Source organism: Pseudomonas sp. GL_091, assembly GCF_057837725.1.
Map to the genome: position 1 here is coordinate 3,777,429 of NZ_CM174451.1, position 19,242 is coordinate 3,796,670.

A 19,242-nucleotide genomic window follows, 5' to 3' on the forward strand; every position below is an offset into this window, starting at 1 on the left:
CCCGGCGAAGTATCGCGACGCTCATCCGCTACAAACACCGCGTCTGGCGCAAATCATATTTGCCTGAATTGCACGAATGCGCGATTCCAAAGCCAGTCAATATCCCAAACCTGGCCTTGGGTTCACACCGGGTTCAACAACGCCTCACGCAGCAGTCTGGCGGCGGGTGAGTCCGGCACGTTTTTGCGCGAAACCAACTCATACGGTTCGCTGCGCGAGGTGATAGGCAGCGGCAGCGTGGTGGTAAAGCCGTAGCCGGAGCAGAACTTCGCCACGTCGGTCGAGACCAGCGCGACGAGGGTCGGGTTTTCCTGAAGCAGCGACAAGGTGGCGAACGCCGATGTCGTCTCCAGCAGGTGCACCGGAAAACGCAGGTCGGCCTCGTGAAACTCTCGTTCCAGCAGCAAGCGCATCGGCATGTTGGCGCGATAGACCACCCAGCGGTAATCCACCAGGTCCTTGAGCGACAGCTGCCGGGCATAGGCAAACGGATGCTGGGTGCTGGCGATCACCGCCAGGGTTTCCTCGACGAGCATCGAGCTCTCATACAGATAGGGAGTGGTGCTGATGGTAGTACGACAGATCGCCAGATCCAGGCGCCCCGCGTCAAGCTGGCTGAGCAGCGCGGCGCTGGTGTCTTCGACGATCTCGATGGACAGCTTCGGGTGATCGGCAATCACCCGGCTGATCGCCGTGGTCAATAGCGGCACGGCGCCCATGATGGTGCCGACCGACACGCGCCCGCCCTCGCCGCTCATGATGCCGATGATCTCTTCGCGCAGGTGCGCGAGGTCGGTCTGGATCAACCGGGCGTACCGAATGACAGAGCGTCCGGCATCAGTGGGTTCAAGCCCGCGGTTAGTGCGAGTGAATAGCGAAGTGCCGAAGGTGGTTTCAATTTCTTGCAGCGCTTTGCTGGCACCAGGTTGTGTCAGCGCGACCTGTTTGGCCGCGCCCAGCAAGGAGCCGTGCACATCAAGGGCTATCAACAGGCGCAGCTGCTTGATGTGCAGGCGGGACATGATCGAGTTCAGTGAGGGCGTCATCAGGGCTAACTAAAAGTTATAGAGGTATCGAAAGTTGTCAGTATCGAGGCTCGCCACGACGGACCTATAGTCCACCCCACAACCAGGCAATGCAATGGGTTTGACCTGAGAACGAAAGTCCTCCTGCCGTAGACCGGTTGCAACAATAACAATCCTGTATAACTCGCGGTGAATCATGTCCCTGATCAATTACGTCACCAAGATCCAGTTCGGCTACGACAGCCTGCAACACCTGGCCGCCGAAGCCGAGCGCGCCGGCATCACCCGGCCGCTGATCGTTACCGACCTCGGCGTGCGCAATGCCGGCATCGTCGACAAAGTCATCAAAGCCCTCGGCGCTGAGCGTGCCCCGACGATTTTCGACGCCACCCCACCCAACCCGAACGAACACGCCGTGCGTGAAGCCGTGGCGCAATACCACCTCGGTGAATGCAACGGCATCATCGCCGTCGGCGGTGGTTCCTCCATCGATCTGGCCAAGGGCGTGGCGGTCTGCGCCACTCACGACGGTCCTTTACAAAGCTTTGCGGTGATCGAAGGCGGACTGGATCGCATCACCCCGGCCACAGCGCCATTGATCGCGATTCCGACCACCGCGGGCACCGGCAGCGAAGTGGGTCGCGGCGCCATCCTGATTCTCGACGATGGTCGCAAAGTCGGTGTCATATCGCCATATGTCGTGCCCCGCGTGGCGATCTGCGATCCGGAATTGACCCTGGGCCTGCCGGCCATGCTCACCGCCGCCACCGGCATGGACGCCATCGCACATTGCATCGAAACCTTCATGGCGCCGGCCTTCAACCCCGCCGCCGACGGCATCGCCCTCGACGGCCTGTGGCGTGCCTGGGAACACATCGAACGCGCAACTGCCGAGCCCGGTGATCGCGAAGCGCGGATGAACATGATGAGCGCCTCCATGCAGGGCGCCCTCGCCTTTCAAAAAGGCCTGGGCTGTGTGCACAGCCTGTCCCACGCACTGGGCGGGATCAATCCGAAGCTGCACCATGGCACCTTGAACGCGATCTTCCTGCCGGCGGTGGTGCACTTCAACGCCGATGCCCCGACCGTGCGCGACGAGCGCAAGCTCGAACGATTGCGCCATGCCATGGGCCTTGAGGCAGACGCCAGTATCGGCGCGGCCATCGAAGACATGACCCGACGCTTGGGCCTGCCGACCCGACTGAGCGAGATCGGAGTGAACGAGAGCCTGTTTGCCGGCATCGTCGAAGGCGCGCTGCACGATCACAGCCACAAGACCAACCCCCGCGAAGCGTCCTCTGCAGACTACCTGTCGATGCTCGAACAATCGCTGTAAGCAGCCGCTATCCAACAACAATAAATCAGGAGGCATCCGCGTCGTCGGCCCGGCCGACGCCAGCGGAACAATCATGAAACCCACCGTCCTTATCGAACGGCAAGACGCCATTGCCATCGTCACCCTCAGCCACCCGGGGAAAATGAATGCCCTGACCCTGTCCATGTGGCAGGACCTGGGTGACGTCATGACCGAACTGTCCGCCGACCTCAGCGTGCGTTGTGTGGTACTGCGTGGCGCCGGCGAACAGGCCTTTGCCGCCGGCGCCGATGTCGGCGAGTTTCCAAGCGTGCGTGCCAACCAGGCACAAGCCCGGGTGTATGCCGAAGTCACCTCGGCGGCGATGCGTGCGGTCGCCGACTGTCCGCACCCGGTGATCGCGATGATCCACGGAGTGTGCGTCGGCGGCGGCCTGGAAATCGCCGCGCTCTGTGACCTGCGCATCTGCGGCACCTCCAGCCGCTTTGGCGCGCCGGTCGGCAAGCTCGGGCTGGTCATGTCCTATGACGAAATGGCCGGCCTGGTGGCGCTGGCCGGGCGCTCGACCACCCTGGAAATTCTCCTGGAGGGCCGCATCCTCGACGCCAACGACGCCTACGTGAAAAACCTTGTGACCCGTGTCGTGGCCGACGTCGAAGTCGAGTCGCAAACCCTCGCCACGGCTAAGCGCATCGCCAACGGCGCGCCGCTTGTCGCTCGCTGGCACCGCCAGGCTGCACGACAACTGGAAGCCGGCGTCGCACCCACCGTTGAGCAGATCGACAGCAGTTATTGCTGCTACGACACCCAGGACTTTCAGATCGGCCTGAACGCTTTTATCGCGAAAGCCAAACCACAATTCGAGGGCAAATAACATGGGACCGCTGACAGGCATGCGCGTTGTAGAACTGGCTCACATCATGTCCGGACCGGTGTGCGGCATGATGCTGGCCGACATGGGCGCGGACGTGGTGAAAGTCGAGAAAGTCCCGGATGGCGATGACTCGCGCCGCTTCTCGCCGATCATGGCCAGCGGTGAATCCGCCTCGTTCATGGTGGTCAACCGCAACAAACGCGGGATCGGCCTTAACCTGAAAACCGACGGCGGCCGTGACGTATTGCGGCGCCTGCTGATGGACGCCGACGTGGTCACGGAAAACTACCGCGCCGGCACCATGGAAAAATTCGGCCTGGGCTATGAAACCCTGAAAACCCTCAATCCGGGCCTGATCTATTGCGCGATCTCCGGCTACGGTCGCAGCGGACCGTTCGGCGAAAAAGGCGGATTCGATCTGATTGCCCAGGGCATGAGCGGCATGATGAGCATGACCGGTGAAGCCGGACGCGAGCCGGTCAAGGCCGGTTCGCCAGTAGCCGATATCAACTCGGGCATCCTCGCCGCCCTCGGCATCTGCGCCGCCTACGCCGCCAAACAGAAAACCGGCCTGGGGCAGATGGTCGATACCTCGCTGTTCGAAGCCGGCCTGCAACAGATGTACTGGCCGGCAGCGGCGTATTTCGCCGATGGCACCATCCTGCCGAAAATGGGTTCAGCCAACTCCACCAGTGCGCCATATCAGGTGTTCCGCACCGCCGATGGCTGGATCAATATCGGCGCCGCCAACCAGGCCAACTACGAGCGACTGGTCGAGGCGCTGGCCGTTCCGCAGCTCAAGGCCGATCCGCGTTTTGCCAGTAACGCGTTGCGCATGGAGCACCGCCTGGCTTTGGTGGAAATTCTCAACGAAGTGCTGGTGGCGCGCACCACCGATGAATGGATGGTGTTGTTCGACAGCCTCGGACTGCCTGCCGGACCTGTCCTCGACATCGCCGCCGCCCTGGCCCACCCGCAAACCAAGGCGCGCGGCATGGTCGTCGAGACTGAACACCCCACGCAAGGCCGGGTGCGCGGCATGGGGTTGCCGATTCACTTCTCCGACATGGACAACGCCGCGCCACCGACCAGCCGCCCTGCGCCACTGCTTGGCGAACACACCCGCGAAGTGCTGAAGGAAAGCGGTTACGCGGAAGATGAAATCGACGAGCTGATCCGAACCCAGGCGGTGGTGGCACTCGCGTCCTGAGATGAACCGCAACTTTGTAGGAGCGAGCTTGCTCGCGATGGACGTTAACGATAACGCGTGTTGCCTGAATAAACGCGGCGCTCTCCAGTCCATCGCGAGCAAGCTCGCTCCTACAAGGATCCGCTGCTTTTTTAGAACAACTACAACAAAAACAATAGGTGAACATCATGAGCCGTATCTTGACCGAGTCCGTTAGCCGCCGATCCTTCCTGGTGTCTGCCGGCGTCACCGTGGGTGGTGCTTTTGCCGCCAACCTGCTGCCTTCCGGCGCCTTCGCCGCGACCAAACCCATTGTGTTGCGCTACACCAGCAGCCTGCCCGACACCCACCCGCTGAATAAACAGATGAAAGCCGCCTCGCAAGCCATCAAGGTCGAAACCAATGGCGCCGTGGACTTGCAGGTCTACGCCAACGGCGCCATGGGTGGCGACACTGACATGCTGTCCCAGGTGCGCGCCGGGGCGATCGATTTCATTCCGTTGCCCGGCGCGATTCTTTCGACGCTGGTGCCGGCCATGTCGATCGAAAGCATGCCGTTCGCCTTCAAGGACTACGACAGTGTATGGGCCGCGCTGGACGGCAAACTGGGCGAGTACGTACGCGCCAGGACCGAGAAAGTCGGCCTGATCCCGATGGAAAAAGTCTGGAACAACGGCTTCCGCCAGATCACCAGTTCGACGCGGCCGATCAACACCCCGCAAGACCTCGCCGGCTTCAAGCTGCGCGTCCTGGTCAGCCCACTGTGGACGTCGATGTTCAGTGCCCTGGGCGCCTCGCCGACTGGCATCAGCATCAACGAAACCTACTCGGCCTTGCAGACCAAGGTCGTCGATGGCCAGGAAAACCCGCTGGTGGTGGTTGAGTCCGCGCGTTTCTATGAAGTGCAGAAATACTGCTCGATGACCGACCACATCTGGGGCGGTTTCTGGATCGTTGCGTCGGGCAAGACCTTTCCAAAACTGCCTGCCGATGTGCAGGAAATCGTCTCCCGGCAGATCAACGCCGCCGCTCTGGTACAGCGCCAACAGGTGATCGATCTCAACTCCAGCCTGGAGCCATCCCTGACTGCCCACGGCATCACCTTCAACAAAGTCGACCGTGCACTGTTCAGGGCTGACCTGCAATCGAAAGGCTTCTACACCCAATGGAAGGAAAAGTACGGCCCTGAAGCCTGGAGCTTGCTCGAGCAGTACGCGGGTCAACTGTCCTAAGCCGGAGACACAGTCATGAAAAATCAAATTCCAATGACGGATGTCGCACCTGCTGAAGGACTCAGCCCACACCACGCCACGTTTCGCCTGGGACGCGCGCTGGACACTGGTCTGCGCTGGCTGACTGAAGGCAGCGCGGCGCTGCTGGTGGTAATCGAAGTCACGTTGTTGTTCTGCAATGTGTTCTCGCGCTATGTACTCAACCAGCCGATCGTCTGGGGGGATGAACTGGCGTCGCTGCTGTTCCTGTGGCTGGCGATGCTCGGTTCGGTGGTGGCGATGCGCCGCGGCGAGCACATGCGCCTGACCTCGTTCATCGGGCGTTTGCCGGTAGAAAAACGCGCATTCGTCGACACCTTGGGCGCAGTCATCGTCATCACGTTCATCGGGCTGCTGTTCACTCCGGCCTGGGAGTACGTCAGCGACGAGTGGATCATCACCACCGCGGCCCTGGAAATCCCCAACGCCTTTCGCGTGTCAGCCATCGCGGTTGGCCTGAGCCTGATGCTGATGACCTGTGTCGCGCGGCTGTTGACCAGCGCCCGGCTGATCGATTTCTCGGTGTCAGTGGCGATGCTCGCCTCTCTCGCCGCGCTGTTGTGGGTGGCGCAAGGCACGATGCTGCTGATGGGCAATTGGAACCTGGTGATCTTCTTCATGATCGGCGTGATGACGATGATCGTCATCGGCGTGCCGATCATGGTCGCGTTCGGCCTGGCAACGGTGGCGTACCTGTCGACCATGACCAGCACACCGCTGACCCTGGTGGTCGGGCGGATGGACGAAGGCATGGCGAGCCTGATCCTGCTGGCCATCCCGCTGTTCGTGTTCCTGGGCGCGCTGATCGAAGCCATGGGCATGGCGCGGGCGATGATTCGCTTCCTGTGCTCGTTGATCGGGCATGTGCGCGGCGGTCTGTCGTATGTACTGATAGGTGCCATCTACCTGATCTCCGGTATTTCCGGGTCCAAGGCTGCCGACATGGCCGCCATCGCCCCGGCGCTGTTTCCGGAAATGAAGAAACGCGGCGAAGATGAAAACGAGCTGGTGGCGATGCTCAACGCCTCCGGGGCGATGTCGGAAACCATTCCGCCAAGCCTGGTGCTGATCACCATCGGTTCGGTAACCGGTGTGTCGATTTCCGCACTGTTCACCGGCGGCTTCATGCCGGCAGTCGTGGGTGCAATTGCCATGGCGGCGGTGGTCTGGTGGAAAAACCGCAAGAAAGACGCTTCTACTGGTAAACGCGCCACGGGCAAGGAAATCGGCCACTCGCTGCTGGTCGCGTTGCCGGCCCTGGCCCTGCCCTTCGTGATCCGCACTGCCGTGGTTGAAGGCGTCGCTACCGCGACCGAAGTCGCCGCCATTGGCGTGGCGTACACCTTCATCGTCGGTCTGCTGTGCTATCGCTGCTTCGATTGGCGCCGCTTGTATCCGATCCTGGTCAGCACCGCGTCGTTGTCCGGTGCGATCCTGATCATCATCGGCAGCGCCACCGCCATGGCATGGGCGCTGACCCAGTCAGGCTTCTCCCACCAACTGGCGCAAGTGATGTCGACCGTGCCGGGCGGCGCGCTGGGCTTTCTGATGATCTCCGCCGTGGCGTTCATCCTGCTCGGCAGCTTTTTGGAAGGCATCCCGGCCATCGTCCTGTTTGGACCGCTGCTGTTCCCGATCGCCAAAGCCATGGGCATCAACGACGTGCACTACGCCATGGTCGCGATCTTCGCCATGGGCCTGGGCTTGTTCGCCCCGCCGTTTGGCGTGGGGTTCTACGCCGCGTGCGCCATCGCCAAGGTCGACCCCAGCGGTGCCATGCGTCGGGTCTGGCCGTACCTCGGCGCGCTGGTGGTGGCACTGGCGGTGCTGATCGCCGTGCCGTGGGTTTCCATCGGCTTCCTGCCTACTGCCTGAATTGCCCTTTGACTTGACCAAGAGGTTTTCCATGAATTTCTCCACAATGCATGCAGGCTCCGCCACCGAACGCCCACTGACCGTCGACAAGGAGCGCACCATCTCGTTTCTCGGCGAAGACTTGCGCATCTACGCCACGCCGCGCCTGGTCGATGACATCGAGCAGACCTGCCTCGATTACCTGCTGACCTTCCTCGATGAAGGCGAGAACACTGTGGGGGCGGCGGTCGATATACGCCACGTCGGCGCCACGCTGCTGGGAATGTCGGTGAGCATCGTTGCCACGGTCACGCGCATCGAAGGTCGCAGTGTCACCTTCAACGTCGAAGTGCGCGATGACGTTGAACTGGTGGCTACCGCGGCGCACACCCGCGTAGTGGTGAACGTGGCCAAACTGCGCAGCCGCGTCCAGGCCAAAGCCGAAGCAGCGGCTGCGGGCGACGTCGAAGATGGCGTGCTCAGCCCTTCCCAATTGACTGCGGCGCGCTGAACAAGGGACGACGTCATGATCACGCTGCACAAACGCAACGGTTTGCCGAATCTTGCCGGCGAAGACGCGCTGCCGATTATCGATGCCCACCATCACTTGTGGGACCTGGGCAACGGTCGTTATCCGTGGTTGCAGGACGACTATCACGAGGACTTCTTTCTTGGCGACTATCACAGCCTGTGCCGTGATTTCCTGCCGGCAACCTTTCTCGCTCTGACCGAAAAGCAACGGTTGGTCGGCACCGTGCATGTCGAAGCCGAGCGCGCACGCGATGAGCAAGTCGCCGAAACCCAGTGGCTGGAACAGGTGAACGCCCGTTATGGCTTCCCGAGCGCCATCGTCGCCCACGTCTGGTTCGATCGCGAAGACAGCGCCGAGATTCTCGCCGCCCAGGCTGCGCGGCCACTGGTCAAAGGCATACGTTCGAAACCGCTGACCTCGGCGTCGCCAGACGTGTCGATTATCGGGGCCAAAGGCACCATGCAGGACCCGAAATGGCTGGAAGGATTTGCGCGACTGGCTGATCACGATCTGTCGTGGGACTTGCGCGTGCCGCCGTGGCACCTGGTCGAGGCGGCCGAGGTGGCGGCGTTGTTTCCGCAAATCCGCATTGCGCTCAATCACACCGGCTTCGCCTGGGATCGCAGCCCGCAAGGCATGGCACGCTGGCGCAAAGGCCTGGAAGCACTTGCCTTGCAGCCCAACGTGCACATCAAGTTGTCGGAGTTCGGCCTGAAGGATTCGCCCTGGAACTACGCCGACAACCGAGTGGTGGTGCTGACCGCGCTGGAGATTTTCGGCCCCGAACGTTGCATGTTCGCCAGCAACTTTCCGGTGGCGGGCTTGCGTGCTTCCTACGACACGATTGCCAGTGGCGTAGCCGACATGCTCGCACCGTTGGGCCGTGCCGTGCAGGAAGCGGTGTTCGCCGGCAACGCGCAACGCTTTTATCGCCTGGAGCAACCGCATGGATGAGTTATCGAGCATCGACTGGCGCACACGCTTTCTGGCCAGTGGCGACGACGCGGACCTGCCCATCGTCGACGCGCACCAACACTATTTCGACATCGAAACCCATTACTACCCGTGGCTGAACGATCGCCCGTTGCGACCGTTCCGCTATGGCGATTACTCGTCCATTTGCCGCAACTTTCTGCCGGCCGACTATCGCCGACTGGCCAGCAAGCATCGCGTGGTGCAGACCGTCGTCATTGAAGGTGAATGGGATCCGGCAACACCGGCGGATGAAGTGATGTTTGTCGAATCACTGGCGCAGAACGAACCCAGCGTGGCGGCGATGGTTGCGCAGGCCTGGCTGGACCGTGAAGACGCTTTCGACCTGTTGCGCCTGTACGCAAATCACCCGTTGGTGCGCGGCATCCGCCACAAACCGACGGTGACCCGCCGCGAGGCTTGGCGTGTAGATTTTGCAGAACCAGGCTCCATGCGTGACCCGCGCTGGCGTGAGGGCTACGCACAACTGGCGAAAAACGGCCTGCACTTCGAATTGCAGGCGCCCTGGTGGCATCTGCCAGAAGCCGCCGAGCTGGCCCGGGACTTTCCCGACGTGACCATCGTGGTCAATCACACCGCGCTGCCTGCGGATCGGTCCGAAGCAGGCTTGGCCGGGTGGCGTACCAACCTTGCGCTGCTGGCACGGGAGCCGAACGTTGCCTTGAAGATTTCCGGCATCTGTATCCCCGGCAAGGCATGGCCAGTCGAAGCGAACCGGAGGGTGGTGAACGACGCGATTTCGATTGTCGATGTCAGCCGTTGCGCGTTCGCCAGTAATTACCCGGTCGATGGCGTGGTGAACAGCCTCAGCGAAGTCCTCGACGGGTTCAAAGCCATTGTTCGCGACCGCCCCCTCGCTGAGCGGCTGGCCCTGTTTCATGACAACGCCCGACGCATCTACCGGCTCACTTGAACCCGTTTGCACCGCTCATCAGGAGTCCAACATGTTTGAAGTTTCAGGCCACAACTACATCGCCGGCACACGCTCGGCAAACGGCACGACCACCCTGCATAGCCACGATGCCAGCACCGGGGAAGCACTGCCGTATCGCTTTCATCAAGCGACAACGGAAGAAGTGAACGCGGCCGCGCAAGCAGCCGCCACGGCTTACCCGACCTTTCGCAACCTTTCTGCCGCACGTCGCGCCGGTTTTCTCGACGCCATAGCCACGGAACTGGAGGCGCTGGATGAACCGTTCATCAGCCTCGTGTGCCGGGAAACCGCCCTGCCCGCCGCGCGCATCCAGGGTGAGCGGGCCCGCACCAGCGGCCAGATGCGCCTGTTCGCCACGATGCTGCGGCGCGGCGATTTCTACGGCGCGCGCATCGACCGTGTGCTGCCGGACCGGCAACCGCTGCCCCGCCCGGACCTGCGCCAGTATCGCACCGGGCTCGGACCGGTCGCGGTGTTCGGTGCCAGCAACTTCCCGCTGGCTTTTTCTACCGCGGGCGGCGATACCGCCTCCGCTCTCGCCGCCGGTTGCCCTGTAGTGTTCAAGGCCCACAGCGGGCACATGGCGACCGCCGATTACGTCGCCGATGCGATCACTCGCGCTGCGCGAAAAACCGGCATGCCTGAGGGTGTCTTCAGCCTGCTTTACGGCAGTGTCGGTGAAGCACTGGTCAAGCACCCGGCGATTCAGGCGGTCGGTTTCACCGGTTCGTTGCGCGGCGGTCGGGCCTTGTGTGACATGGCAGCGGCACGCCCGCAGCCGATCCCGGTGTTCGCCGAGATGAGCAGCATCAACCCGGTATTGCTGTTGCCCGAAGCGTTGAAGGCACGCGGCGACAAGATTGCCACCGAGCTGAGCGCTTCGGTGGTACTGGGTGCGGGTCAGTTCTGCACCAATCCCGGTTTGGTACTGGGCATTCGCTCGCCGGAGTTCAGCGCTTTCCTTGAGCGTTTTGCCGGTTTGATGAACGAACAACCCGCACAAACCATGCTCAACAGCGGTGCCCTGAAAAGCTACTGCCACGGCCTGGACAACCTGCGCGCTCACCCCGGCATAACGCACCTGGCCGGCACCGATCAACAGGGTAATCAGGCACAGCCACAAGTGTTCAAGGCCGACGTCAGCCTGTTGATCAACGGTGATGAATTGCTGCAGGAAGAAGTATTCGGCCCGACCACTATCGTCGTCGAAGTCGCCGACCTCGCCGAGTTGATGCAGGCCTTGCACGGGCTGCGCGGGCAGTTGACCGCCACCCTGATGATTGAAGACACGGAACCCGGCAGTGTCAGCGAAGTGCTGGCCCTGCTGGAACAGAAAGTCGGGCGCGTATTGTTCAACGGTTACCCCACGGGCGTGGAGGTCTGCGACGCGATGGTCCACGGCGGACCGTACCCGGCAACGTCGGATGCGCGCGGCACGTCGGTCGGCACCCTGGCGATCGATCGCTTCCTGCGCCCCGTGTGCTACCAGAACTGCCCCGACAACCTGCTGCCAGATGCCCTGAAAAACGCCAACCCGCTGGGCATCGCCCGCCTGGTTGACGGCGTCAGCCACCGCGAAGCGCTGTAAGTCACCGGCTTCAACTAACGCCCACTGATAGCAACAACTTCCGTGCCTGTAAACAACAGGCATCGGATTCGCTTGTCCCGAAAACCGCTGCACCCACAATAAAAACAGAGGAAGTCTCATGCACGTTCAACGTCACCCGAAACAAAGCTTTTGCAGACTGATGCTGGCCGTTACTGCCGCCGTGATGATCAATACCGCAGGCACTCAACTGGCCGTTGCCGACACCACCCCCACCGCGACGACAGCGCCCATGCAATGTGCCACTGAAGCCACACCGCGCTACACCAAGACCCCCACCGGTTACCTCATGGTGTTGCGCACGGGTGACAACGCGTTCAAGGAACTGACCAAACTGGCGATAGCCGAGAATATCCCCAGTGCCTCGATCAGCGGGATCGGTTTCGGCAACGTGAAGTTCGGTTTCTGGAACAAGGACAAAAAGGACTTCGACGCCAAGACCTTCAGCAACGTCGAGATGGCCAGCATCACCGGCTCTGTGGCTTGGAAGAATGATCAGCCTTCGATCCACATGCACGGTGTCGCCGGCGACGCCACGTTCCAGGCCTATGGCGGCCACATTCTGGATTTCGAAGTCACCACCGGTTCGATGGAGATCACTGTGATCTTGCACCAGCGTCGTCTGGAACGCGGGATTGACCCGTGCATCGGTGCCAACGTACTGGGTATCTGACTCCAACAGCAGGCTCCCGCCGACAGCGCATCTGTGATGGCGGGAGTCACCCTGCTCAATTCCAACTACAAAAACAAGGGGCGCTTCATATGAGCAACAAGAATACGGTCGTAACCCTGGCTCTGGGTGCCATTGCACTCAGCACCCAGGCACAGGCCGACTTCCTGAGTGACAGCAAAGCCACGCTGGGCATGCGCAATTTCTACTTCAACAATGACAACCGCGACGGCTCGGCCGCCCCCTCGAAAACCGAAGAATGGGCTCAGGGCTTCATGCTCGACTACAAGTCGGGCTACACCGATGGCGTGGTGGGTTTTGGCGTCGATGCGCTGGGTTTGATGGGCGTTACCCTGGACAGCGGCAAAGGACGGCATGTCGGCAGCTCGATGATTCCTTCGGACAGCGACAACAGCGCCGTCGATGAGTGGAGCCGGTTGGGGATGACCGGCAAGGTCAAGGTCTCGAAATCCGAGCTGCGCCTGGGCACGCTGATGCCGAAGCTGCCGATCCTGGTGGCCAACGACGGACGCCTGCTGCCGCAGACATTCGATGGCGGGCAAATCACTTCGAGCGAGTTCAAGGATCTGACCCTGACGGGTGGCCGGATTGAACACGCCACGGGGCGGGGTTCAAGCGATCAAACCGGCCTGGCCGCCACGGGCGGTACCCGTGAAAGCAACGCGTTCGACTTCGCCGGCGGCGACTGGAAAATCACCAAGGACCTGACCGTCCAGTATTACTACGCCAACCTGGACGACTATTACACCCAGCAGTTTTTCGGCCTGATCCACACACTGGCGATCTCGGACAATCAATCCCTGAAAACCGACCTGCGTTACTTCAAGACCGACTCGTCCGGTAAAAACAGCTCGGGTACCTCGGGCTACAGGATCAGTGGCTATACCCAAGACAGCGATGGCGAGATCGACAACCGAACCTGGAGTGCCGCGCTGATTTACTCCTTGGGTGCCCATGCGATTACCGCGGGTTACCAAAGCGTTTCAAGCGGTAGTAATTTCACTCAGCTCAATCAGGGCAATTTGCCGGACAAAGGCGCCGGTGGGGCCAGTCTTTACCTGTATACCGATCGCCTGATCCAGACTTTCACCCGCGCGGGCGAGCGCACAGCCTTCGGTCAGTATGCGTATGACTTCGCAGCCTTGGGGGTCCCGGGTTTGAAAGCGTCGGTCATGTACCTCAGCGGGGACAATATCAAGACGACATCCGGTGATGAGCAGAAAGAATGGGAGCGAGATATCAGCCTGGACTACGTACTCCAGTCCGGTGCGCTTAAAGGGGTTGGATTCAGTTGGCGCAATGGCAAGTCGAACAGCGAAGCGTCCCGCAACCAGGATCAGAATCGGTTGATCGTGACTTATAGCATTGCGCTGTTTTAGCCACTGGACATCACGATATCGCTCACTCGTGGCGCGTCCGCCATCAGGAAGTCGGCGCCGCGCAGCTTGATGAACTCGGCGTGTTCGGCAACGCTGGCAAGATTGCCGAAGACACCCTGACCATCGAAGAGTGCGGTGAGGCTATCTTCAAGCTCATGCTGCGCATCGCTTCGGGCGAGCGCAGCATGAGCGAGCAGCACGGCAAGGGTCTGCAAAAGCTGCTCGCTCATCCGGGCATCGAGCACCTCGCCGGCAGTCCGCACCAGGGCAGACGGCGGACTTTGAACGGTTCGTCGAACTGACGGCGCTGCTGGAACAGAAAGTCGGACGGATCCTGCTCAACGGTTATCCGACCGGTGTGGAAGTCTGTGATTCGATGGTGCATAGCGGGCCGTACCCGGCTACTTCGGATGCGCGCGGAACGTCGGTGGGCACCCTGGCGATCGATCGTTTCCTGCGCCCGGTGTGCTTCCAGAACTATCCCGACAACCTGGGCATCTCTCGCCTGGTCAATGGCCAAACCACCCGCGAAGCTCAGTAACACTCGCGGGTTCATCAACGAGGAGCCCGCCAGTGGCTCCTCGTTTCACGGGCGCAGTCGATCGCCGGTGCGAAACATTCCACGGGTGCCCGCGAAACAGATGCAGTCATGTCCGCAGGAACGAGCGCGAGAGTTAGTTACCTAAGCCGCTGATTGTTGCAAGGCAGGCACTGCCAGACTCACCGCCCGCACCGAAGCCCCCGCACTCAAGCCCAACGCCTTGGTGACTTGAGCGTCGACAATCAGCGTACCGGCTGCAATTCGCGCCGCTGCCGCAGTGATCCGGCAATCGGCAAACTGACGGTTATGAATCAGGTAAGTCGCCGCTTGCTCCCCCGGTGTGCCAATGCTCAGTTGCAGCACCTGACTATCGCGCACCGCACGAATATCCCCGGTGGCGCATTCGATCAGCGGACCACCGTCGAAGATGTCGATGTAGTCACGATGCTCGAAGCCTTCTGCCTTGAGCATACCCAACGCCGGTTCGGTGTTTGGGTGAACCCTTCCGATGACCGCTCGCGCGCCCTCCGGCAACAGGCAGGTTGGCAGCGGAAACTTGGGCATCAGTTCCGCGATGAAGGTCTTGTTGCCCAGCCCTGTGAGGTAGTCGGCGTCGGCAAAATCCATCTTGAAGAAGTGCCGTCCCAGGCCTTCCCAGAACGGTGAAACGCCCTCTTCATCCGAGTAACCGCGCATTTCCGCAATGACCTTGTCACCGAAGCGATCGCGAAATTCCGCCAGAAACAGGAAGCGCGCCTTCGACAACAAACGACCATTCAGACCACTGCGGTGGTCGGCGTGTAAAAACAGTGAACACAGCTCGGAATGGCCGGTCATGTCGTTGCCTAGAAACAACGTTGGCAGCTGTTGATTGATACCCAGGTTTTTCGACGCAGCGACGAACAGGCCCAAGCGGTAGTTGTACCAAGGTTCCCGCAGGCCGACAGCACCCGCCAGGGCACAGATACCCACCGTTTTTTTATGTTCGTTCTCCAGCACAAACAGGTAGTCGGCATCGGCACGCTCGGCTTCGCCGGCGAAGGTTTTGGCCGCCCATTCCAGGCGCTGGCGCAGTCGTGATGCATCAGCCGGCAAGGTGGTCAATCCGGTGCCGGCACTATGGGCCAAGGCCAGCAGAGCCGGCAGATCTTCAGGCGTTGCCGGGCGAACGATCATCGCACTTGTTCCTGGGTGGACGAATGCTTGGGCAGGAACACTTCGGCCAACATGCAGCGCGCGCTGCCGCCACCGATGCGCTCGATGGTGTCGATGTTCACCGGCAACGGCGTGGTGTGAGTTTCGATCAAGCGACGCTGATCGGCGTCCAGGGATTGCCAGGCTGTACGCGACATCACCAGCAGCGGTTCGCCCGCTGCGTTGTGCACTTCCAGCATGTTGCCGGCAAAGGATTCCAGCTGCGCCCAGTTCAAGGCGATGACCTGTTTACCGCTGGTTTCGAGTCGGTTACGCAGCGCCGCACTTTCGCCCGGATGGGCCACAGACGCCAGGCAGGCCACCGCCAGGCGGGTGCCGACGCTCATCATGACGTTGGTGTGATAAATCGCCACGCCCTGGCGGTCCACCGCGTTGAACGCACACAGTTCATAGCCCAGATGACTGACCAACTGATCCAGTGCCCGGGCGTGGGTGCGCGTGGAATACCCGGCGTAGCAGATCCGCTGTTGCCGATCCAGGACCATGCTGCCGGTGCCCTCCAGGAAAACCTCATGCTCTTCGAGGCTGGACAGGTCCAGCAACTGCTCGACCCGGTATTCACCCAGCAACCCATCGAGTACACCTTTGTCCCGCTCCAGACGCCGGTTGTGGCCCTGCATCGGATACAGGACCAAGGTGCCATCCGGGTGGCTGCTCCACCAGTTGTTGGGGAAGATCGAGTCCGGGGTATGCGGCGCTTCGCGATCGTTGTGCACCAGGACTTCAACGTCGTGCCGACGCAATGCGTCAACATAGCCATCGAACTCGGCAAGGGCCTTGAGTTGTACGTCTTCGGCAACGGTTGCCGGACGCTGGAAACGGTTGTTCGCCGCCGTGTCCTGATTGAAGGAGAAACGTGTCGGGCGAATCATTAATACCGTGTTGGTGGTTTGCATGGGCACAGACTCAATGAGGGTCGAGAGAGGCTCATTGTCTGTTTCGAGGTGGGAAAAACCCGGTTGATAACGGCTTTTGCACTGATGAAAACGGCTGAAGATTGCTGGTTGCCCAGCCGATTCGGCCGGGCTGAAAAACAAAAAAAATCGCTGCTTTGGGCAGCGATTCTTGTCTTATTCCATGGTGGTCTTGACCATCGCCAGCTCCGGGTGGCTGACCAGTTTGTCGATGTGCAAATCCGGGTCGTCAAACCAGACTTCGGTTAACACCCGGTAATGCTCCATGTCACGGCAGCGCATGCGCAGGCTGTAGTCGAACGCGCCGCTGATCAGGCGACATTCCAGCACCTGCGGGCAGGCGCGGACCTTGGCTTCGAAGGCCTTTTGCGCCGCGCGTCCGCTCTGGTTCGACAACGCCACCAGCACCAGCAAAGACAAGCCCGGCGTCAGTTTCTTCTCATCGAGAATCGCACCATAGCCGCGAATGACCCCAAGCTGTTCCAGCTTGCGCACCCGTTCCAGGCAAGGCCTGGGGGTCAGGTGCACGCGTTCGGACAGCTTTTGATAGGTGATGCGCCCTTCGTGGCGCAGCACTTCAATGATTGCCTGATCGATACGATCAAGCACGATCGACAGATCGCGGATATCCGCCATGTGCGCCTTGCCTCATTTCAAACGACCCGATAGAAATTGCTGCAAACGTTCACTGTTTGGCCGGTCGAGTATCGTAGCATCACCCTGCTCCTCCACACGGCCCTGATGCAAGAACAACACCTGGCTTGAGACCTGCCGGGCAAACCCCATTTCGTGGGTCACCATCAACATGGTCCGGCCCTCTTCGGCCAGCGCCTGAATCACCTTCAGCACTTCACCCACCAGTTCCGGGTCGAGCGCCGAGGTTGGCTCGTCGAACAACAGGATTTCGGGTTCCACCGCCAGGGCCCGGGCAATCGCCACCCGTTGTTGCTGCCCGCCCGACAGAAACGCCGGGTACTGATCGGCCACCCGTTGCGGCAAGCCGACCTTGTCCAGATACGCCCGCGCGCTCTCCTCGGCGGCCTTGCGACTCATGCCCAGGACTCGACACGGCGCCAGCACGATGTTCTCCAGCACGGTCAGGTGGCTCCACAGGTTGAAATGCTGGAACACCATCGCCAGTCGCGTACGCAAGCGCTGCAATTGCTTCGGGTTGGCGACACGCATGCCACCGACGCCTTGACGGGTGAGGACTCGCTCGCCATCCAGAGCAATGGCGCCTTCGTCCGCACGCTCCAGAAAGTTGATGCAGCGCAGCATGGTGCTTTTACCCGAACCGCTGGCGCCGATCATGCTCACCACGTCCCCTGCCCGTGCGTTCAACGAGACGCCCTTGAGCACTTCATTGTCACCAAAACGTTTATACAGATTTTCAACCGTGAGTTTGTACATGCGAATACTCCTGGAGCGGCTCACTTATCGGCGCCGCTCTGGATAAAGAATGGAAGTCAGTGGGTCGGGCCGAGAAAGCTCAGCCAGCGTTTCTCCGCCAGGCGGAACGCGCCGACCAGTCCGAACGACAGCACGAGGTACAGCAGACCGGCAATGCCGAAGGCCTGAAACGTCATGAAGGTCGCCGCATTGGCATCCCGGGCGATTTTCAGGATGTCCGGAATCGTTGCGGTGAAAGCCACCGAAGTCGCGTGCAACATCAGGATCACTTCGTTGCTGTAGTACGGCAGCGCACGGCGCAGCGCCGAAGGCAGGATCAGTTGCAGATACAGGCGCCAGCCACTGAGGCCATAGGCATGGGCCGCTTCGATTTCACCGTAGGGAATGCTGCGGATCGCTCCGGCGAAGATTTCCACGGTGTAGGCGCAGGTGTTGAGAGTGAACGCCAGCAAGGTGCAATTCATGGCGTCGCGGAAAAACGCTTCGAGCAATGGCTGCGAACGGACCACAGCAATGCCGTAGATCCCGCTGTAGCAAATCAGCAACTGGATATACAACGGCGTGCCGCGAAAGATGTAGGTGAACAGCTGAACCGGCCAACGCAAAACGCCCCAGCGCGAGACGCGCAAGATCGCCAGGGGCAACGACAGGAAAAAGCCCATGGCAATACTCGCCACCAGCAACCACAGGGTCATGGCCAACCCGGTGAGGGTCTCGCCGTCGCTGAACAGAAAGGGTCTCCAGTATTCGGCAATCAACTCGATCATCGCGCCATCCCCCGTACACCCTGGTTGTAGCGCCGTTCCAGCACGCGCAAGACATAGTTCGAAGCGCTGGTGATCAGCAGGTAAAGCGCTGCGGCCAGCAACAGGAAATCAAGCATATTGAACGTGCTTTTGCCGGCCTCCTGCGCGACCTTGACCAGGTCCGACAAACCGATGATCGATACCAGCGCCGTAGCCTTGAGCAGCACCAGCCAGTTGTTGCCCAGGCTCGGCAAGGCGAAACGCATCATTTGCGGGAACACCACGAAACGGAAGCGCTGCCAACGGTTCAAGCCAAAGCACGCCGCGGCTTCCTGTTGCCCGCGTGGCACACTCAGAATCGCCCCGCGAAAGGTCTCGGTGAAATACGCCCCGTAGATAAAACCAAGGGTGATGATGCCGGCCACGAATGGGTCGATTTCCATGTAGGGCCAGCCCATGGACTCGGTCAGGGCGCTGAGCCAGCCTTGCAGGCTGTAGAAAATCAGCAGCATCAACACCAGGTCGGGCACGCCACGGATCAGCGTGGTGTAAAAGGTCGCCGGCAGATTCAACAGCTTCAGCGGCGACAGCTTGGCTGCCGCGCCGAGCAGCCCCAGCGCCATGCTCACCAAAAGCGCGAGCGCCGACAGTTTGAGGGTGACCCAGGTGCCGTGCAGCAACAAAGGGCCATAGCCTTGCAGGGCCGAAAGGTCGACCCCCAGAACATTCAGGAAGGAGTTCACGCCAGTCACC

At 60.9% G+C, this 19,242-nt stretch carries 19 protein-coding genes and 1 pseudogene; 12 read left to right on the forward strand and 8 right to left on the reverse strand.

Annotated elements, in window-relative coordinates:
* Positions 1-122 precede the first annotated feature (122 nt).
* Entirely contained in the window at positions 123-1,046 is a 924-nt protein-coding gene (locus AC3ITY_RS17205; protein WP_489303884.1) for a LysR family transcriptional regulator, read from the reverse strand.
* 175 nt (positions 1,047-1,221) lie between these two features.
* On the opposite strand from AC3ITY_RS17205, the gene AC3ITY_RS17210 reads away from it, so the two are divergent.
* From AC3ITY_RS17210 to AC3ITY_RS17260, 11 genes are all read left to right on the forward strand, one after another.
* Positions 1,222-2,361 carry an iron-containing alcohol dehydrogenase gene (locus tag AC3ITY_RS17210; protein ID WP_489303886.1) on the forward strand — a complete coding sequence of 380 codons (1,140 nt, stop codon included), beginning with the start codon at positions 1,222-1,224 and terminating at the stop codon, positions 2,359-2,361.
* A gap of 73 nt (positions 2,362-2,434) precedes the next feature.
* Positions 2,435-3,214 carry an enoyl-CoA hydratase-related protein gene (locus AC3ITY_RS17215; protein WP_489303888.1) on the forward strand — a complete coding sequence of 260 codons (780 nt, stop codon included), beginning with the start codon at positions 2,435-2,437 and terminating at the stop codon, positions 3,212-3,214.
* A 1-nt stretch (position 3,215) separates the two neighbouring features.
* Positions 3,216-4,424 (forward strand): CaiB/BaiF CoA transferase family protein, encoded by a 1,209-nt coding sequence (locus AC3ITY_RS17220; RefSeq protein ID WP_489303890.1) that lies wholly within the window; start codon positions 3,216-3,218, stop codon positions 4,422-4,424.
* Between the two features lie 167 nt (positions 4,425-4,591).
* Positions 4,592-5,635 carry a TRAP transporter substrate-binding protein gene (locus AC3ITY_RS17225; RefSeq protein WP_489303892.1) on the forward strand — a complete coding sequence of 348 codons (1,044 nt, stop codon included), beginning with the start codon at positions 4,592-4,594 and terminating at the stop codon, positions 5,633-5,635.
* Positions 5,636-5,650: 15 nt separating this feature from the next.
* Positions 5,651-7,549 (forward strand): TRAP transporter large permease, encoded by a 1,899-nt coding sequence (locus AC3ITY_RS17230; protein WP_489303894.1) that lies wholly within the window; start codon positions 5,651-5,653, stop codon positions 7,547-7,549.
* A gap of 31 nt (positions 7,550-7,580) precedes the next feature.
* A complete protein-coding gene (locus tag AC3ITY_RS17235; protein ID WP_489303897.1) occupies positions 7,581-8,039 on the forward strand; it encodes a thioesterase family protein in 459 nt (152 codons plus the stop codon).
* A gap of 15 nt (positions 8,040-8,054) precedes the next feature.
* Positions 8,055-9,014, forward strand: coding sequence for an amidohydrolase family protein (locus AC3ITY_RS17240; RefSeq protein WP_489303899.1), 960 nt, complete (start codon positions 8,055-8,057; stop codon positions 9,012-9,014).
* Positions 9,007-9,966 (forward strand): amidohydrolase family protein, encoded by a 960-nt coding sequence (locus AC3ITY_RS17245; RefSeq protein WP_489303901.1) that lies wholly within the window; start codon positions 9,007-9,009, stop codon positions 9,964-9,966. Before AC3ITY_RS17240 ends, AC3ITY_RS17245 begins: the two co-directional genes overlap by 8 nt.
* A gap of 31 nt (positions 9,967-9,997) precedes the next feature.
* A complete protein-coding gene (locus AC3ITY_RS17250) occupies positions 9,998-11,575 on the forward strand; it encodes an aldehyde dehydrogenase (NADP(+)) (RefSeq protein WP_489303903.1) in 1,578 nt (525 codons plus the stop codon).
* Positions 11,576-11,693: 118 nt separating this feature from the next.
* Positions 11,694-12,266 (forward strand): PPC domain-containing DNA-binding protein, encoded by a 573-nt coding sequence (locus tag AC3ITY_RS17255; RefSeq protein WP_489303905.1) that lies wholly within the window; start codon positions 11,694-11,696, stop codon positions 12,264-12,266.
* Between the two features lie 89 nt (positions 12,267-12,355).
* Positions 12,356-13,663 carry an OprD family porin gene (locus AC3ITY_RS17260; RefSeq protein ID WP_489303907.1) on the forward strand — a complete coding sequence of 436 codons (1,308 nt, stop codon included), beginning with the start codon at positions 12,356-12,358 and terminating at the stop codon, positions 13,661-13,663.
* Here AC3ITY_RS17260 and AC3ITY_RS17265 read toward each other — a convergent pair.
* A complete protein-coding gene (locus tag AC3ITY_RS17265) occupies positions 13,660-13,893 on the reverse strand; it encodes a hypothetical protein (RefSeq protein WP_489311061.1) in 234 nt (77 codons plus the stop codon). The two genes, AC3ITY_RS17260 and AC3ITY_RS17265, sit on opposite strands and share 4 nt — an antisense overlap.
* Here AC3ITY_RS17265 and AC3ITY_RS17270 point away from each other — a divergent pair.
* Positions 13,861-14,204, forward strand: a pseudogene (locus tag AC3ITY_RS17270) (aldehyde dehydrogenase (NADP(+))); the annotation flags it as partial. The gene AC3ITY_RS17265 and the pseudogene AC3ITY_RS17270 overlap by 33 nt on opposite strands.
* A gap of 141 nt (positions 14,205-14,345) precedes the next feature.
* Here AC3ITY_RS17270 and astA read toward each other — a convergent pair.
* The 6 genes from astA to AC3ITY_RS17300 all read right to left on the reverse strand — a co-directional run bounded on the left by astA (position 14,346) and on the right by AC3ITY_RS17300 (position 19,232).
* A complete protein-coding gene (gene astA / locus AC3ITY_RS17275; protein ID WP_489303909.1) occupies positions 14,346-15,380 on the reverse strand; it encodes an arginine N-succinyltransferase in 1,035 nt (344 codons plus the stop codon).
* On the reverse strand, positions 15,377-16,315 hold the full coding sequence (ctlX, locus tag AC3ITY_RS17280; protein ID WP_489303911.1) for a citrulline utilization hydrolase CtlX: 939 nt from the start codon (positions 16,313-16,315) through the stop codon (positions 15,377-15,379). The genes astA and ctlX overlap by 4 nt, the downstream gene beginning before the upstream one ends.
* A 174-nt stretch (positions 16,316-16,489) precedes the next feature.
* Positions 16,490-16,969, reverse strand: coding sequence for an Lrp/AsnC family transcriptional regulator (locus AC3ITY_RS17285; RefSeq protein WP_007974731.1), 480 nt, complete (start codon positions 16,967-16,969; stop codon positions 16,490-16,492).
* 12 nt (positions 16,970-16,981) lie between these two features.
* Positions 16,982-17,743, reverse strand: coding sequence for an ABC transporter ATP-binding protein (locus AC3ITY_RS17290; RefSeq protein WP_007986657.1), 762 nt, complete (start codon positions 17,741-17,743; stop codon positions 16,982-16,984).
* Between the two features lie 56 nt (positions 17,744-17,799).
* A complete protein-coding gene (locus AC3ITY_RS17295; protein WP_489303914.1) occupies positions 17,800-18,510 on the reverse strand; it encodes an ABC transporter permease in 711 nt (236 codons plus the stop codon).
* Complete coding sequence (locus AC3ITY_RS17300) at positions 18,507-19,232, reverse strand: ABC transporter permease (protein WP_223458373.1); 726 nt, start codon at positions 19,230-19,232, stop codon at positions 18,507-18,509. The genes AC3ITY_RS17295 and AC3ITY_RS17300 overlap by 4 nt, the downstream gene beginning before the upstream one ends.
* Between the last annotated feature and the right edge of the window lie 10 nt (positions 19,233-19,242).

What these genes read in the sequence shown, in the direction of transcription:
- AC3ITY_RS17205 (WP_489303884.1), bottom strand. Translation starts at nt 1,046, where the DNA reads ATGACGCCCTCACTGAACTCGATCATGTCCCGCCTGCACATCAAGCAG.
- AC3ITY_RS17210 (WP_489303886.1), top strand. Translation starts at nt 1,222, where the DNA reads ATGTCCCTGATCAATTACGTCACCAAGATCCAGTTCGGCTACGACAGC.
- AC3ITY_RS17215 (WP_489303888.1), top strand. Translation starts at nt 2,435, where the DNA reads ATGAAACCCACCGTCCTTATCGAACGGCAAGACGCCATTGCCATCGTC.
- AC3ITY_RS17220 (WP_489303890.1), top strand. Translation starts at nt 3,216, where the DNA reads ATGGGACCGCTGACAGGCATGCGCGTTGTAGAACTGGCTCACATCATG.
- AC3ITY_RS17225 (WP_489303892.1), top strand. Translation starts at nt 4,592, where the DNA reads ATGAGCCGTATCTTGACCGAGTCCGTTAGCCGCCGATCCTTCCTGGTG.
- AC3ITY_RS17230 (WP_489303894.1), top strand. Translation starts at nt 5,651, where the DNA reads ATGAAAAATCAAATTCCAATGACGGATGTCGCACCTGCTGAAGGACTC.
- AC3ITY_RS17235 (WP_489303897.1), top strand. Translation starts at nt 7,581, where the DNA reads ATGAATTTCTCCACAATGCATGCAGGCTCCGCCACCGAACGCCCACTG.
- AC3ITY_RS17240 (WP_489303899.1), top strand. Translation starts at nt 8,055, where the DNA reads ATGATCACGCTGCACAAACGCAACGGTTTGCCGAATCTTGCCGGCGAA.
- AC3ITY_RS17245 (WP_489303901.1), top strand. Translation starts at nt 9,007, where the DNA reads ATGGATGAGTTATCGAGCATCGACTGGCGCACACGCTTTCTGGCCAGT.
- AC3ITY_RS17250 (WP_489303903.1), top strand. Translation starts at nt 9,998, where the DNA reads ATGTTTGAAGTTTCAGGCCACAACTACATCGCCGGCACACGCTCGGCA.
- AC3ITY_RS17255 (WP_489303905.1), top strand. Translation starts at nt 11,694, where the DNA reads ATGCACGTTCAACGTCACCCGAAACAAAGCTTTTGCAGACTGATGCTG.
- AC3ITY_RS17260 (WP_489303907.1), top strand. Translation starts at nt 12,356, where the DNA reads ATGAGCAACAAGAATACGGTCGTAACCCTGGCTCTGGGTGCCATTGCA.
- AC3ITY_RS17265 (WP_489311061.1), bottom strand. Translation starts at nt 13,893, where the DNA reads ATGAGCGAGCAGCTTTTGCAGACCCTTGCCGTGCTGCTCGCTCATGCT.
- astA (WP_489303909.1), bottom strand. Translation starts at nt 15,380, where the DNA reads ATGATCGTTCGCCCGGCAACGCCTGAAGATCTGCCGGCTCTGCTGGCC.
- ctlX (WP_489303911.1), bottom strand. Translation starts at nt 16,315, where the DNA reads ATGCAAACCACCAACACGGTATTAATGATTCGCCCGACACGTTTCTCC.
- AC3ITY_RS17285 (WP_007974731.1), bottom strand. Translation starts at nt 16,969, where the DNA reads ATGGCGGATATCCGCGATCTGTCGATCGTGCTTGATCGTATCGATCAG.
- AC3ITY_RS17290 (WP_007986657.1), bottom strand. Translation starts at nt 17,743, where the DNA reads ATGTACAAACTCACGGTTGAAAATCTGTATAAACGTTTTGGTGACAAT.
- AC3ITY_RS17295 (WP_489303914.1), bottom strand. Translation starts at nt 18,510, where the DNA reads ATGATCGAGTTGATTGCCGAATACTGGAGACCCTTTCTGTTCAGCGAC.